This window comes from Pseudoalteromonas sp. R86517 (assembly GCF_042466295.1).
GTDB classification, from domain to species: Bacteria; Pseudomonadota; Gammaproteobacteria; order Enterobacterales; family Alteromonadaceae; genus Pseudoalteromonas; species Pseudoalteromonas atlantica.
In genome coordinates this window covers 1-15,556 of the sequence record NZ_JAXHCB010000002.1, presented here as the reverse complement: position 1 = coordinate 15,556, position 15,556 = coordinate 1, and the positions used below count along the sequence as shown (strand labels likewise).

Below are 15,556 nucleotides of genomic sequence, written 5' to 3'. Positions count from 1 at the left end.
GAACCGGTTCATTTTTGTGTTGTTAAAAAACCGGTTCGCTACAGTTAAAACAATAATGAACCGGTGTATATGAAACGTATAATATTTAAACTCTAGTTGCAATCAAAAGTTAACAAAATTAAAACAATTTTGATTTATTCCCATTAGTCTTTCGCAATGTAATCAATCTCACTACGAACAATTTCTGATTTATCTGAAAAAATAATTTTAATACGCCCAAAATCGAGCCCAGATAAAGTATATTTCTTTGGTATTAAATAGTCGTAGTTTTTCTCTTTAGAGCTAAAATTGCTAACCTTAGCATTAACAGGACGGTAAATTAGAGAGCTATCAGCATATTCAAAACTAAGTGCATTTTTTTGAGAGCGTTCATAAGTGAAAACTTCTACCTTTTGAATGGGTGCAGAAACATCGTACTTTATCCAAGAGCCTTTCTTGCCCGACAACCGACTAAATGCTTCTTTATAAGACCTATAATCACCAGTTTTTAGCTCAATACCTCTTGATTCATCCAATACAGCAAAGTTTCTCGCCTTATCAACTTGGGTTAAATACTTAATTTCGACAGGGCCTATAATATTTGAAGGCTCAGAGTTTCCAGCCTGATTTAGTGCAATAACGCGGTAATAATAACTTTTTCCAATCTCAGCTGTTGTATCACTATATAAATCAAAGCCAGGAGTATCTAAATCCTCTACATTATATGCAATTGTTCTCCATGCACTTTTTCCTGAGGGGCTTCTTTGTATATTATATCCCGAAGCACCAGCTGAGCCCTGCCAACTAAACTTTGGAGATTCTTTAAATGACAGTAGCTTTGGCGCCTCAGGAACCACTATCTTCGGAGCTACTTTGCCCTGAATTTCAAATGCTTTCTCTCGGTAGAGCTTTAATAGATTTCTTTCATCGTAAATGTGTCCATCATCAAAGCCAGGCCAGTGATAAGCTCTGTATAGCCCATATCCAACCGGTTCAGAATGCTGATAGAAACCACCTTCAGGATGATGACGTCGGAGACTCCACAAAAAAGTCCCTGGAATAGCAGGTTCAGATATTACATAGTCGAGTACCTTCTCTACACCTGTAGTACTTATAAAACCAAACTCTCCCAAAAAAACAGGCTTTTTACCACCAATCATCTCAACTGTTTTTTTAATATTTTTGAGCATTTTATCAGGGCTACCTTCATAATGATGAGTATTCACCATGTCGATAGTTGGCTCATCAATTGAATATTGCTGCACCCATACATCTTCTTTTTCTAAGTGAATTGCATTAAAACCATCAATTAATAAGTGATTATCGTCAATACTCTTTATATACCTAGAAATTTCAATCGCCCACGATGCCGGGTTTTCTAACTCATTCCCAGTTTCCCAAGCCATGATAGTTGGGTCATCTTTGTATTTTATTCCGGTAATCGTGTTGGTTCGATTAAGCACATAATCAACTGTCGCTTTAAAGTCTTCAATCAGCTGTCGGTCCGTCCAAAAATCTTCTGATTTTTTCCCTCTAAAATCTGCATAGTTAGGGCGGCCTCCCATCCAAGGCCAATTATTTAGTAGCGGTACAACTAGGCGTACTTTATATTCCCCAGCTAAGGCTATTGCCATATCCATAGCCTTAAATGCTTCTTCATTAAAAACACCAGGAGACTCAACAAACGTAATAGATTCGTCCGGAAAATTATTATTTCTAACAGGGATGGTGTACGAGCGAATAACTCTGCCCCCTAATTGATTCACTGTTTTAAATAAGTCATGTAATTCAAATTCTGAAGGAAGTGCATATGGATTTGCTTTTTCAAATGCCATTTCATCTTCAACATAATTTAATGTAGGAACATTGAAAGATAAAAATCTGAACTCTTCATCGCCATCCATAAGCTTTGTGCCATCAACAGTTATAAAATTATCGAAACTTTTATCACTAGCAAATGCTGTAGAGCACATTAAGAAAATTATTAAAAATATCGCTCTCATTGATTCACTCCTTGTAAATTCACATTTACTTTTTTGATGATTTTTAAGGTACTAACATCGGTTGCAAATACACTATTCAAACCTTGGGGCTCTTGTGCAGGATCGCCAAGATAGTCATCTCCTTCTTGCCAAATATAATTGCTCTTGGGATTAGCAACGCCATAACCGGCATAAGCCCAAAAGTTAAACCCCGCAAGCTCACCATCATGATTTCGACTATGAGTAATGTTTCTAAACATGGCCTTGTAAAACTTATCGCGGTAATCAGTAAGAGATTTAGGAGAGTTACTTTCCTTATTACGCGGAAAGCCGAATTCAGACATAACGATTGGCTTATTCATAGACTTAGCTATTTCAATATGTTCACTCATATATTGGTTTGCTTCATCTATTGCTGTTTCTAATGATTCAGCTTCATTATTAACATCGTACCAAGACCAATTTTTTGGCCACATATGCATAGTTAAGTAATCTATATGCTTATTGGTATGGTTTTCTCTAAACAGCTCTAGACTACCCATACTCCCAGCAGCGCCCTCATTACCGGTACTTATCAACTGATTTGGCGCTAAAACATTGATAAGGTTGACCGATTCATTAACCCACTGTCTGAATGGTATTTTTGACTTTTCTGAAAATACACGAGGCTCATTAGCAAGCTGCCAACTCATTATAGTTGGATCATTTTTATAAGGCACACCTGTAATACTATTTGTGCGTTCTAATAAGAATTTAACGTGTTTGTAGTAGCTTGCCTTACATGGATCACAACTATAAAACTGTTCAGTGTAATCCATATATTCTTGCCAAGAGACTCCCTCTTCAAATGGATTAGGCACATCCCCATACCCCATCCATTGTAAGTACTGCGACATCCCCCCAGACCAGATCCAATTATTATTTAGATATAGAACCGCTTCCATGTCTCGCTTTGACATTTCGGCAAGTAAATAATCTAAGCCAATTAATAAATTTTCATTGTATTCGTTAGGTTTAATTTGTAATGCTGGTTTCACTGAGGAGTCTGTTATCCCGCCATCAGCTCCAGCTAGTATTCGTAAGTTTTTAATTCCATTATTAGCTAAATTATCGAGTTCCTTAATAAGCCTTTTCCTATCCCCATCGGGAGCAGCTAAAAGAGGGCCGTACCAATAGTTTGTACCTACATAGTAATAAGGCTTTCCATTTTTTATGAACTGGGAGCCTTCAACCTTGATAAAAGTATTTTTGTTATTTGAATTTGTATTCACAACATTACTTGGCGCGGATTTCCCCGCCTCGTTCTCAGCAATTACCCTATAGCTTATTTCACCTGAGTATCCAGCTGGCCAAGTATCTTGAAACAATGTATCTTTTTGAGGATTAAACTTATTTTTACCGTCAGTTACTTCACTAGCAACTCGTTCCCAGTCTGCACTGTTTGACAGTTTACGCTCTATTGAATAATGTTCACCAACTGGGGAACCTAGCCATGATAACTTTAGATCTTTGGTCACATTTCTTAATATAGGTGCTTGTGGAACAGGAAGAGTAGGAGCACTTTCTAGGCCATTCATTTTAGCCTGTGACTCTCTGACTAATTGAATCACCTTCTTCTCTTCGTTAGCTTTGCCTGCATCAAAGCCTGGTAAATGGTAACTATAGTAACCACTATCGCCCTCTGCGTGCCAATAAAAGCCACCGTTATGTCTGCGCCCACGGAAACCCCAAATCATAGCGCCAGATGCTTTAACTCCATTGTAAGAATAATTTACAACCGTCTCCATGATATCTCGAAGCCCCTCTATGGGCTGTAAACCAAATTCACCTACAATATAAGGTTTTTTCCCTGCGATTTTTTTTAAGTCATTTTTAACTGTTTGAGGTTTATTATTACCATTTACCGTATAAAAATGATTACTAATGATGTCTATATTCGGATCGTCCAAAGAAGAATCTAAAATTGACAAATAGTTACCATCTATAACCAATTGATTAGGGGCTAAAGACTTAATATACGCTGCAGTCTGTGAAACAAAGTCTGTTGTACTTTTTACTAGTTCATTACCTGTTTCCCATGCCATGATACTTTTTTCTTCATAATAGTATCGCCCTGTAATCGTATTTTTTCGGGTAATCACCTGTTTAATAATACTTTTGTAAGCGGCATATGTTTTTGAATTAGTATTATAAAAGTCATCGTCCGTTTCTGCATAAAATGCGGCTAACTGCTTACGTCCCCCCCACCACTCCCAGTGGTCAATGAATGGAATTATTAAGCGTAACCCTTCATTATCAGAGTGTGCGATAAGTTGATCGAAGATTCGCATAGCTTTCTCATTAAGCCTTGGCATACCATCTTTTTCTTCGGGAGGTAATATATGTGTCTCCCTCGCACATTTTTCATCATCTTTTTGCGCAACTGAAAAGACGTATGTGCGAGTAACATTTAGACCTGATTTAACAAAAGATTGTACCCAATTTTTTTGTTCATCTGACGTTGGCCATTTAAAATATTGCCCCCAACTTCGACTATCATTCTTGCAAACCCCTAATGTATCATCCTCAATTCGATGTAACTCTGGAGCATTCAAACTTGCGAAACGAAAAGGCGTGTTACCATCGTATAACTCACTACCTGTTCTTGTAATATAGTTATCAAAAGCCAATGTAGGGGTAGCGATAAGTGCTGTAAGAAGTGTCAGTAAGCGCATTATTTAATTCCTTCATCTAACTCGGTGAACAATCTACATAACTCCATCATCGCTCTACCATTATGATAAGGAGCTTTCCAAAACCCGACCTTATAGCGAGCTTTCACATCGTTAAGATCGTTAGTGGATACCCAATGCCACTCTCCAAACTCTTTATCTAAGTGGTATTCGTCTATGTAATTCCATATTGCTACACAAGCATCGTAGTATCTTTTATCTTTTGTAATTGCATATGCATTTAAAAACCCGACCAACGCTTCAGCCTGCACCCACCAATCACTATGTTCCAACCTTGCTTCAGTTGAAAAAACAAATTCATCGCAAACTTGCCCTTTATTACCGATAGCTTCAGATAGACATGAAGAGGCAAGCTTAATAACTATTGGGTAAATCTTTGCGTTAATTCTCTGATTATCCAACACTTCAATAGCTTCATTTAATAACCAGCTAGCCTCAATATCATGACCATAGGAAAATGCTTCTGATAAGTCATTCCACTCCATATCGAAAAATAATTTTTGATGCCCTCTGTCAGCATCAACAATATTGTCTGCGAAAGTATCAAGTACACCTGTTAAAGCTTGCTTGGTCACTGCATCTTTTTTTATTTGATAGAAAGCAGTATAGGCTTCAAGCACATGTAAATGAGTGTTCATTGATTTCGGCGCATTCATATCTTTTTCGCTCAACCGAAAGTCTTCAATGCTTTCCCAATGTTGGGTCATCGCTTCTATATAACCACCATGCACTTTATCTAGTGCAAATTTCTCCACTAACTCAAAGTATTGTTCAGCCTTACTGAAAGCCAATTTTGAGCCTGTTAATTTAAAGTATGAAGAAAATGCATAAATACAAAAGCACTGTGCATATGTTTGTTTTTTAGAGTTGAGAACGTTACCTTGGTAATCAAGCTCCCAGACGGCCCCTCCAAATTCGGCATCATCAAAATAATTAATTATGTAATTAAATGAGCGGATTGCTGCTTCAACATGAGCTGTGTTTTTAGTTTTCAAAGCCAACTCACTAAAAAACCAAAGGATACGACTATTCAAAACGATCCCTTTACTAGCGTGAAGTACTTGATTACCTTTGCAATCGATTTCACCAATAAAGCCACCATTGAGATGATCTATTGAATTATCTATCCACCATGAAGCAATGTTCTCAAGCTCTTTTGAAATTGTAGAGTGATTAAAGTTAGTCATATCCTTTAAACCTCAAACTAAATAGCTAAGTTGCTATCAATTAACTTATTAATTGACTCAACTGATTTTGCAGAACTTAGCCCATCACTTGGCGCGTTAACGCAGTGATCGACTAATTTTTCGATGGTTGATGTAGCAACGTGCATGCGCGTATCTGACGAGGCATAATAAATAAATACATCACCATTACTATCAGCTATCCAACCATTGCTAAACACAACGTTAGATACATCACCCACTCGTTCATCACCTTCAGGTGCAATTAAATGACCACCAGGTTTATGAGTAATAATCCAAGGTTTTTCTAGATCAGTTAGAAATGTATATAGAACATAACGTAAACCGGCCGCGGTGTTACGTACCCCATGCGCTAAATGTAACCAACCATGTGAAGTTTTAAGTGGCGCAGGCCCTTGCCCATTTTTGACTTCAGTAATTGTATGGTAGATTTTCTCATCGATAATCGTTTCTTCATTGATGACTGCTTTTTCCATAGAGTCACATAGTCCGAAGCCAATACCACCGCCTCCGCCAACACTAATAAAACCATCTTGAGGTCTTGTGTATAAAGCGTACTTACCATCAATAAACTCAGGGTGTAATACAACATTGCGCTGTTGGCCAGAGAAAGTAACTAAATCAGGTAAGCGCTCCCAATTAACTAAATCTTTTGTTCTTGCGATACCACACTGTGCTTCTGCCGCACTAGTGTCTTCTAGTTGAGTTTTGTCTTTTCGTTCTGTACAGAACAGCCCATAAATATAGCCATCCTCATGCTCCACGAGGCGCATATCATATGTGTTTGTATCTGGCTCTTCTGTCTCGGGCATCGTAATCGGACGTTCCCAAAACTCAAAGTTATCGACGCCATTATCGCTTTGAGCAACCGCAAAATATGACTTTCGATCAACACCTTCCACTCGAACTACTATTACGTATTTTCCGTTAAATTTTATCGCGCCTGAATTGAGTGTTGCGTTTACGCCTATTCGTTCTAGTAAAAACGGATTTGTTTCGTGATTAAAATCGTAACGCCAATTTAATGGAATGTGATCATTAGTGACTATTGGATTGCTCCAACGACTATAAATACCATTGCTTTTTTGTACTTCTGAATTTTCTTTAGCAATTAATGTTTTGTGCTGTGCCTGTAACTTTGTAAGCTTTGCTTCAAATTCTGTGATTGTTAATTTACTCATCATAATTCTCTTTAATATTTAACGACTTTTAAACTTTTGTGTTGGCTAACTGCGCATGTTCGGGGTAATCGACTAACTTATCCCACCAATTGAACTTGAGGATTAGCGACGTAATTGCGGCAACAGTTAATGCGATGGTGAACGGCACCCAGTGTTTAATAACCATAAAGATTGGAGCAGCGGTAAGCGATGTGTGCCATATAATACCCAGCACAACATTCAATGCGTCGCGTTTAAAATCTTGGTTAGGTAAAACAGCTGAGTTGTCTTTATGAATCTCTTCTAAAACAGGCTTCCAAAACCCCCAAGGTCGAGTTTTTAGATAAAATGCTTTAAGAACTTCCATATCATCTGGCTTGGTTTTTAAGCTCACGACAACACATGCTAGTAAACAAAAAGCAAACATAAATGGGAATGCATAAAGAGGCGAAACGCTTGTGAACATCATAGGGATAGCAGCCACAATACCTACGGCCATGCCGGCAAAGTAGCCCATTCCATTGAATCTCCACCAATACCACTTAAGAACGTTAGATGCTGTATAACCACCGTATAGAGCTGAAACTAGCCACAGTACTATGTCATTTAATGAAGGTACAAATAAGCCAATAGCCGTACCTAAAACAACGAACAAGATAGATACAACGTAACTTAGTTTTAATGAAACTGACTCAGTCGCCTCTGGATTTATATAACGTCGATATATGTCATTTACAACATAGGCAGGTGCCGCATTAGTAGTGGCAGCAAATGTGGACATGAAAGTAGCTAACAGGCCTGCAATCATTAAACCGAGTAAACCCGCTGGAACGTAATTAGCTAATGCAAAAGGGAGAATTTTTTCAAAATCAACAGCATCGCCCATTCCATTTAGCTCGTCCATATAAAATACTAAAGCTAAAACAGTCAAGCCTGCAATCATCATGTAGCGAGGAAATAATAGAACAACATTAACAAGCCAGCTCATTTTAGCTGCATCTGTCGGAGTTTTCGCCGAAAGAACACGTTGCATGTCAAAATTAGGAGCTGGCCCAGCCAGACTTTGTAAAATCCCTTTAAATAATACCAACATTATAAATACCGAGAATAATGACCAGCCATCTTCGATAATTTTTTGGTTGGCGCTGTCTAAAATACCAGACCAATCTATGTCTAATTGCCAAGCGAAGCCTATTTCAGCCCAGCCATCTGGCGTCACTTTTGCTAGCATTTCAGCTGAGACTTGATTCATTGCAATTATACCAATTGCAATACACACAATAGTCATCAAAATAAATTGGAGAACTTCAGTGAAAACCACACTTGTCATGCCACCTTTTACAACATAAATAGTTGTAAAAGCGGTTAATATTAGTCCGTAGTACACTTCATTGGTTTGCGGGTCAGCTGAAAGCTCCCACGGTAAAAATGCAACTGCAAACTTACCTATACCGATAAAACTATAGGCTAAAAAGCCTAGTACACTTAATAAAGCAAAACCGACTACAATTAAATGGCTCAGCTTTGCACCACGGTTATCCCCAAACCTAAACCTAATCCACTCGGCACCAGTCATAACCCCTGATCGTCTTAGCCAAATAGAAAGGAAAACCATTAGAAATATTTGATTAAATGCAGGCCATAGCCAGGGAATAAATATACTTTTAGCCCCGTAGATGAATAAAAGATATACCATCCACATCGTTCCGCTAATATCAAACATACCAGAGGCATTTGAAAGCCCGAGATATTGCCATTTGAGACTATTTCCACCTAAAAAATAGCCTTGTGTGCTTTTTTTTGCTCGGCTGGAAATCCAAACTCCTAATAGAACAATTCCTACTAAGTAGCTTAAAATTATTGCCAAGTCTAATGTTGTCATATTCATTTTATACAACCTAACTTAGTGACTTTTGACCACAAGATTGTGGATAAATTATTTTATTGTGTTAATCTAAAAATGAACCAAATGAACCGGTTCATATTTTCAAGATAACTTTTAATAGTAAAGATTGCCAGAGATATCTTTAAATTTCTGTAAAAGTTAATCTAACTGTTTTATTATCAGTACATTAATGTTTTTGCCCAAAGGTTGATAATGGCTACAATTAGAGACGTTTCTAGAGAATCGGGGTTAAGTACCGGTACTATTTCTAAGGCTTTAAGTACGCCAGAAAAAGTGTCGCCTAAAAATCTTGCTCGAGTTGAAGCTGCAATTAAAAAGCTAAATTATAAGCCTAATATGCTTTCGCAAAAGTTTAGGAAAAAAACATCGAATACCATTGTTGTTCTAGTACCAGATATAGCCAATTTGTTTTTTGCTAAAGTAATTTCTGGTATCGAAACAGTAGCTCAAAAGGAAGGGTTTAGCGTATTACTTGGGGATACAAAAGACTCAATTGAAAGAGAAAAAGAGTTTGTTTCTATGGTGGAAACTAAACTTGCAGACGGTATTATAAATCTTCGACCATATAAGGCCGGTGATGCGCTGTTACCGAAAGAAGGTATTATTTCCGTTAATGCTAGTAGTTGTGAGAATACACCAGGGGCAACAGTTAGAATAGACAATGTTCAAGCTTCGCAAAAGGTGGTTGAATACTTAATAAGCTTAGGCCATAAAAGAATTGGAGTGATTAGTGGCCTAGCTGATAACCCGCATACAGTGGATCGCTTAAAAGGTTATAAAAAAGCTTTATCTAACTTTGACATAGAATATGACGCTGATCTTATCGTTGAAGGTGACTTTAATTACTGGTCAGGACTAAGTGCCGCAGAAACATTTACTCGAATGGCCAACATACCAACTGCAGTTTTTTGTATGAATGACCAGATGGCAATTGCAGCTATGAAGGGGTTTACCGACAAAGGACTCAAAGTTCCTGATGACATGTCTGTTACTGGTTTCGATGACATGAATGTATCTCGCTACTGCACACCTACGCTAACCACGGTAGCACAACCGGCTGAAAAGATTGGGGAAAAATCAGCAGAGCTACTATTTGAGCTACTCTCAGGAATAAAACCAAAAGTAACAGAGCATATTTTACCTTATGAGTTCGTGATCAGAGAAAGCACTAGCGCGCCCAAATAAAATTTAAATAAAAAATGAACCGGTTCACATTGGTGTTTTTGACAATTTAAAATTTGTCAGAGTAATCGTTAAAAATCAAAAGGTATAACACAATGAAAAATAACCTATATGAGTATGTGAACTGGTTAGAAAATAAAGCACTACCCTATTGGAGCACATTGGCTATCGATGAGCTCGGTAGCAGCTATGAAAAAATAAATGCTAATGGTGAGCCTGACATCACATCTGATCGAAGAGTGAGAGTACAAACAAGACAGATGTTTGTTTTTTCTGTTGGTCATAAATTAGGATGGATTAAAAATGGTTTTTCGCTGGTTTCAGGCCTAGAAAACTACATATCCAAATATGCAAAAAAACCTGGCGCAATACATTACGCTCATTTATTAAATTATCAGCATGAAATAATTAATGATGATCAAGATTTATATGACATAGCTTTTTTATTACTAGCATACGGTTGGCGTTATCACGTATTCAATGACCTGAACGCACTTAATGCGGCAAACGAACTACTCAGTCAAATTGATAAACAGTTAAAAGATTCACCAGGAGGTTGGAGTGAGGGTAGCTATGAAACAAAATTTCGTAGACAAAACCCTCATATGCATTTATTTGAAGCCTTTTTAACTCTTTATAAATTTACAAATAATGCAAAATGGTTAGCCAAAGCTGGGGAAGTATATTGCTTGTTCGAAACCTGCTTTATGGATTTAGAGCAAGGTGTTGTATATGAATTTTTTAGCAAAAATTGGGAAAAAGCAGCATGTGATAAAGGAAACACCGTTGAGCCTGGGCACATGATGGAGTGGGTTTGGTTACTTCGCCAGTATCAAAAATACACTCAAGCACCGGTAGATAAAATTTGTAACATACTCTACCACAATGCCCTAAAACTAGGCTTAGACGAAAATAGCGGTCTACTTCTTGATGAAATAAACATTAAAACACTTGTATCATCAGGTACCAAACGCTGCTGGCCTATGACGGAATGGTTAAAAGCAAGCCTAGCGCAAGCTGAATATGAAAAAGCATCAACTTATAATTATCTGCAAGATGCCGATCAGGCTGCAAGTGGAATTTTAACTCACTTTATTCGCTCAACTGCTCAAGGTGCATACGTAGACCAACTTGATAAAAATAATGATGTCATTAATGACACTGCCCCTGCGAGTACTCTTTACCATCTAGTTATGGCTGGCGTTGAAGTATTACCCTTAATAAAGGAGCTTTCACATGCGTCTTAGTATATTTATTCTGATATTAATTAGCCTCCCACTATGGGCGAAGGAACCACCTAATATATTACTTATTACTGCCGATGATATGGGATTTGATGATTTATCACTGCATAAACACCCATATATAAAAACTCCTAATTTAGATGCCTTAGCTAAGCAATCAGTTCAATTCTCTGACTTTTCGGTTACGCCGGTTTGCTCAACTACACGGGCGGCCTTATTAACAGGAAGAGATTTTTATAAGACAGGCGTATCTGGGGTGCACGGTGGTCGTGATTACATGCAGCTATCTGAAACTTTGATTTCTGATATTTTAAACGACAATGGTTATGCTACTGGGCTATGGGGTAAGTGGCACATAGGTAAAACTGAAGGTTATATGCCAACCGATAGAGGTTTTGATGAAGCCTACTATGCAGAGCTTTACCAACATAAAAACAGTACAGGTTTTTATAATGGCAATCCAGTAGAGCATAAGGGCTGGGTTTCAAAAGTAATCACTGATTACAGTATCGATTTTATAAGAAAAAATAAAAATAGACCTTTTTTTGCATATACAAGTTACTTAGCCCCTCATGAACCCTGGATAGCACCTAAAGAATTTACACAAAAATTTATTAATAAGGGAATGCGGCCAGCCATTGCGAATTTATACGGAATGATTGAAGAAATGGATTATCAAATAGGTCGCCTTTTACAAAGCTTAGAAGAACAAGGCTTAGCTGATAATACTATAGTTATTTTTATGAGCGATAATGGCCCTTGGTGGGATTCCAGTAACTTAGGCGCAATGACCAAAAGTGAGTGGGAAGAACGTAACCCCTCTAAAATGAACGGTAATAAAGGGCAAAGCTGGCAAAATGGCATAAAGTCCCCCCTATTCATTCGCTGGCCTAATGAATTCAAAGCAGGTACGGTGAATCGTTACGTAGACGTGAAAGACATCTTCCCAACACTTTTATCTTTAACCGAAACTCAATTACCAAAAACAAATAAACCTATAGATGGACAGTCTTTTGTCGATTACCTGTACGGTAATACTGAGGGGCCTAACAACAGAGAAACATATATAGCTTCGCACAGCGTTAAATCTAATAAAGAGCATTTTAATCAATGGACACCAATTGATGATGAGGCTCGTTCACAAATGACCTATCACTCTCAAGTAATAGGTCTGCGAAACGAGCAATATAAGCTTATTTTAAACCCAGCTAATGACCGCGATGGCTACCCGCAACCAGTACAAAGATACATTCTTATTGATATGCAGGCAGATCCTTTAGAGCGCCACAATGTCATTTCAAAACACCCTGTTGTAGCAAATAAAATGAAGGTAAAGCTAAAAGAAAAGTTTCATCAACTTCTTGTATCAAAAACAAGCTATGCACCACCTGTTTTTGTTGTAGGTGGTAACGAAACGATCTCTGTGGTAAATGGCTTTGGAGCTGCAACAACAAATGGAAATACTATTAGTACAGCGCATCATATGACTAATATGAAAGCTAAAGGAGATAGTGCTAGTTACTTAATAGAAGTAAAAAAAGCAGGGAATTACGATGTATATTTCAAGCAAGACAATACTGATGCCGCGGGAATATTAATAAATGTAAATATCGGACAAAACAACCTTTCTTCTGAGCTAACAGAGCTGAACTTACAAAAATTAGGTTCGGTAAAATTAAAAATCGGTACTCAACAAATTAAATTTAATGTCATGCAGAATAATAGCTACAAACCCTGGGCTGAAATATCAGGTTTTAGGCGCCTAATACTTGTGCCTAAAGGTTACGAGATTTCAAATCATGACTTAAAAATGCCTCAATAATGGAGAACATTATGTATTCCCTAGACTGTTTTAAAGCCTACGATATTCGTGGCATAGTGCCAGAGCAATTAAATCCTCTACTTGCTTATAAAATAGGGCAAGCTTACGCACAAGTGCTTACGGGTGATAAAGTTGTTATCGGTCACGATATACGTTTATCAGGCCCAGATATTTGTGAAGCCTTAGCACAAGGATTAATTGATTGTGGTGTAGATGTAATTCATATAGGTCAGTGTGGTACCGAAGAAATATACTTTGCCGTACCACATTATAATGCTGATGGTGGTATTTGCGTAACCGCGAGTCATAATCCTGCCAATTATAACGGCATGAAAATTGTTGGAAAAGAGTCAGTCCCTGTAAGCGAAAAAACGGGTTTAGCTCAAATAAAGGCTATAATCGAAGACAATAACTTCCCTGCTCCCGTTAAAGAAAAAGGGAGCTTATCATTTCAAAACCCAAGAAGTGCCTATACGCAAAAGTTACTCGAGTTTATTGATATCGATAAGCTGAAACCACTAAAAATAGTTGTCAATCCAGGCAATGGTGGAGCTGGAGAAGTGGTAAATTCACTTGAAAAACACTTACCTTTTGAGTTTATCAAAGTGAATTTTGAGCCTGATGGTCACTTTCCTAATGGCGTACCAAATCCCCTATTAATTGAAAATAGAGCTGTTACCCAGCATGCAATTAAACAGCATAAAGCTGATTTAGGAATTGCTTGGGATGGTGATTTTGACCGTTGCTTTTTCTTTGACGAAAAAGGTGACTTTATTGAGGGGTATTATTTAGTAGGACTCTTTGCGAAACTAATGCTGGATAAAGAACCAGAGGGTAAAATTATTTTTGATCCTCGCCTTTATTGGAATACAGAGTCCATCATTAATGATACAAATGCACTAGGGATAAAAAGTAAAACGGGGCACGCCTTTATAAAGGAACGCATGCGCGAAGAACATGCTTTATATGGCGGTGAAATGAGTGCACATCACTATTTTAGAGACTTTTACTATTGTGATAATGGGACAATTCCTTGGTTATTAATATGTCAATTTTTGAGTAGTATAGACACCCCGCTATCTTCTCTAGTAGAGCAATACCAGCAACAATACCCATGCAGTGGCGAAATTAACTTAACTGTAGATAATGCAATAACCGTACTAGAAGCTCTTTATACAGCATACGCTCATGATGCTATTGAAACCGAGCATATTGATGGCCTGGGAATTACCTTTGATACATGGCGTTTTAACGTTCGATGCTCTAATACTGAGCCGCTACTTAGGGTAAATCTAGAAACAAGAGGTGATATTAATTTACTGAATCAAAAAACCTCTGAAATAGTGAATTTTATTAAGAGAATATAGGTCCCATTATGTTTAAATTTTGCCCTAATTGTAAAAGTATTAATATCAACTTTATCAATCAGCATTTCTGGAAATGTAAAGATTGTGATTTTCTTTATTATCATAATGCTGCTTCTGCGGTTGCAGGAATAATTAAGTTTCAAAATAAAATACTATTTACGATCAGGGCAAAACAACCATGCCACGGAATGTTAGACTTGCCCGGTGGCTTTGTAGATCATAACGAAACCCTTGAACAGGCTTTAAGCCGAGAGGTAGAAGAAGAGCTTGGTTTGCAGATAGAGAGTACCTGTTGGCAATATATTGCATCATTCCCAAATACCTATAATTTCCAAAATATCACTTACCATACTTTAGATAGTGTTTTTTACTTTGAATTGACAAGTTCTCCCTGTTTAGAGCTACAAAAAAGCGAAATATCAGAAGCTAAATGGATAGAAATAAGCAAAATAAATTTTGACATGATTGGCTTTGCATCACTAGCTAAAGCACTAAAAACCTACCTAAATCAACTTGATAACTTGTAGCTCATGTCCGATTTTACAGTTTAAAAGAACGGGGTTAGACTTCGCCCTACAGGCGGCTTTGAGCGAGAAGCAGACGGTCGAGTAAACTCGTTTTTGGACATAAATGAGCTAGTAACATGGATTAATTAAACGAATTTTAGATCAAAATTTATATTGAAACGGCGAAATAATGGTCAGTTTTTATTGACCATATTTGGCGTTAACTAATTTTCTACAGTTACCACATTTTCAATAACAGCCCTATTCCTGATTTCAGTTTCCACCGGTGTATATAAATCTACATCGATTGATGGTGTTTCAATCGACACAATCAATGAATAGCGAGCTTTTTTATTATATCGTTCCAACTTTTTACGAGTTCGCCACCAACCCATTGCAGGATAAACAGCTAACAAGCCTCGTTCAGCTAAATCAGCCGCAGTACCTTCCCAAATGTCTTTATGAATAGAC

At 37.5% G+C, this 15,556-nt stretch carries 10 protein-coding genes and 1 pseudogene; 5 read left to right on the top strand and 6 right to left on the bottom strand.

Annotation, left to right across the window (positions count from 1 at the left end):
- Window positions 1–143: 143 nt before the first annotated feature.
- From SJY38_RS16220 to SJY38_RS16200, 5 genes are read right to left on the bottom strand one after another with little or no spacing between them, the layout of a single operon-like run.
- The gene (locus SJY38_RS16220) at window positions 144–1,982 is read right to left on the bottom strand and encodes a cellulase family glycosylhydrolase (protein ID WP_377110226.1); all 1,839 of its coding nucleotides are present in this window, start codon (window positions 1,980–1,982) and stop codon (window positions 144–146) included.
- Complete coding sequence (locus SJY38_RS16215; protein WP_377110225.1) at window positions 1,979–4,675, bottom strand: hypothetical protein; 2,697 nt, start codon at window positions 4,673–4,675, stop codon at window positions 1,979–1,981. Before SJY38_RS16215 ends, SJY38_RS16220 begins: the two co-directional genes overlap by 4 nt.
- Window positions 4,675–5,880 carry an AGE family epimerase/isomerase gene (locus tag SJY38_RS16210; protein ID WP_377110224.1) on the bottom strand — a complete coding sequence of 402 codons (1,206 nt, stop codon included), beginning with the start codon at window positions 5,878–5,880 and terminating at the stop codon, window positions 4,675–4,677. Before SJY38_RS16210 ends, SJY38_RS16215 begins: the two co-directional genes overlap by 1 nt.
- A 17-nt stretch (window positions 5,881–5,897) precedes the next feature.
- Window positions 5,898–7,082, bottom strand: coding sequence for a glycosidase (locus tag SJY38_RS16205; RefSeq protein WP_327078105.1), 1,185 nt, complete (start codon window positions 7,080–7,082; stop codon window positions 5,898–5,900).
- 25 nt (window positions 7,083–7,107) lie between these two features.
- Window positions 7,108–8,946 (bottom strand): sodium:solute symporter family protein, encoded by a 1,839-nt coding sequence (locus tag SJY38_RS16200; protein WP_054983773.1) that lies wholly within the window; start codon window positions 8,944–8,946, stop codon window positions 7,108–7,110.
- A gap of 210 nt (window positions 8,947–9,156) precedes the next feature.
- On the opposite strand from SJY38_RS16200, the gene SJY38_RS16195 reads away from it, so the two are divergent.
- The 5 genes from SJY38_RS16195 (at window position 9,157) to SJY38_RS16175 (ending at window position 15,106) form a co-directional block, all read left to right on the top strand.
- Window positions 9,157–10,149 carry a LacI family DNA-binding transcriptional regulator gene (locus SJY38_RS16195; protein ID WP_054983774.1) on the top strand — a complete coding sequence of 331 codons (993 nt, stop codon included), beginning with the start codon at window positions 9,157–9,159 and terminating at the stop codon, window positions 10,147–10,149.
- A gap of 92 nt (window positions 10,150–10,241) precedes the next feature.
- Window positions 10,242–11,393, top strand: a complete 1,152-nt coding sequence (locus tag SJY38_RS16190; protein ID WP_054983775.1) for an AGE family epimerase/isomerase — start codon at window positions 10,242–10,244, stop codon at window positions 11,391–11,393.
- Window positions 11,383–13,212 (top strand): arylsulfatase, encoded by a 1,830-nt coding sequence (locus SJY38_RS16185; RefSeq protein WP_054983776.1) that lies wholly within the window; start codon window positions 11,383–11,385, stop codon window positions 13,210–13,212. Before SJY38_RS16190 ends, SJY38_RS16185 begins: the two co-directional genes overlap by 11 nt.
- Window positions 13,212–14,579, top strand: a complete 1,368-nt coding sequence (locus SJY38_RS16180) for a phosphomannomutase (protein WP_348714530.1) — start codon at window positions 13,212–13,214, stop codon at window positions 14,577–14,579. Before SJY38_RS16185 ends, SJY38_RS16180 begins: the two co-directional genes overlap by 1 nt.
- A gap of 8 nt (window positions 14,580–14,587) precedes the next feature.
- Window positions 14,588–15,106 (top strand): NUDIX domain-containing protein, encoded by a 519-nt coding sequence (locus SJY38_RS16175; protein WP_054983778.1) that lies wholly within the window; start codon window positions 14,588–14,590, stop codon window positions 15,104–15,106.
- 203 nt (window positions 15,107–15,309) lie between these two features.
- Here the strand turns inward: SJY38_RS16175 and SJY38_RS16170 are convergent.
- Window positions 15,310–15,556, bottom strand: a pseudogene (locus SJY38_RS16170) (hypothetical protein); the annotation flags it as partial.

What these genes read in the sequence shown, in the direction of transcription:
- SJY38_RS16195 (WP_054983774.1), top strand. Translation starts at nt 9,157, where the DNA reads ATGGCTACAATTAGAGACGTTTCTAGAGAATCGGGGTTAAGTACCGGT.
- SJY38_RS16180 (WP_348714530.1), top strand. Translation starts at nt 13,212, where the DNA reads ATGGAGAACATTATGTATTCCCTAGACTGTTTTAAAGCCTACGATATT.
- SJY38_RS16210 (WP_377110224.1), bottom strand. Translation starts at nt 5,880, where the DNA reads ATGACTAACTTTAATCACTCTACAATTTCAAAAGAGCTTGAGAACATT.
- SJY38_RS16190 (WP_054983775.1), top strand. Translation starts at nt 10,242, where the DNA reads ATGAAAAATAACCTATATGAGTATGTGAACTGGTTAGAAAATAAAGCA.
- SJY38_RS16185 (WP_054983776.1), top strand. Translation starts at nt 11,383, where the DNA reads ATGCGTCTTAGTATATTTATTCTGATATTAATTAGCCTCCCACTATGG.
- SJY38_RS16220 (WP_377110226.1), bottom strand. Translation starts at nt 1,982, where the DNA reads ATGAGAGCGATATTTTTAATAATTTTCTTAATGTGCTCTACAGCATTT.
- SJY38_RS16175 (WP_054983778.1), top strand. Translation starts at nt 14,588, where the DNA reads ATGTTTAAATTTTGCCCTAATTGTAAAAGTATTAATATCAACTTTATC.
- SJY38_RS16200 (WP_054983773.1), bottom strand. Translation starts at nt 8,946, where the DNA reads ATGAATATGACAACATTAGACTTGGCAATAATTTTAAGCTACTTAGTA.
- SJY38_RS16205 (WP_327078105.1), bottom strand. Translation starts at nt 7,082, where the DNA reads ATGATGAGTAAATTAACAATCACAGAATTTGAAGCAAAGCTTACAAAG.
- SJY38_RS16215 (WP_377110225.1), bottom strand. Translation starts at nt 4,675, where the DNA reads ATGCGCTTACTGACACTTCTTACAGCACTTATCGCTACCCCTACATTG.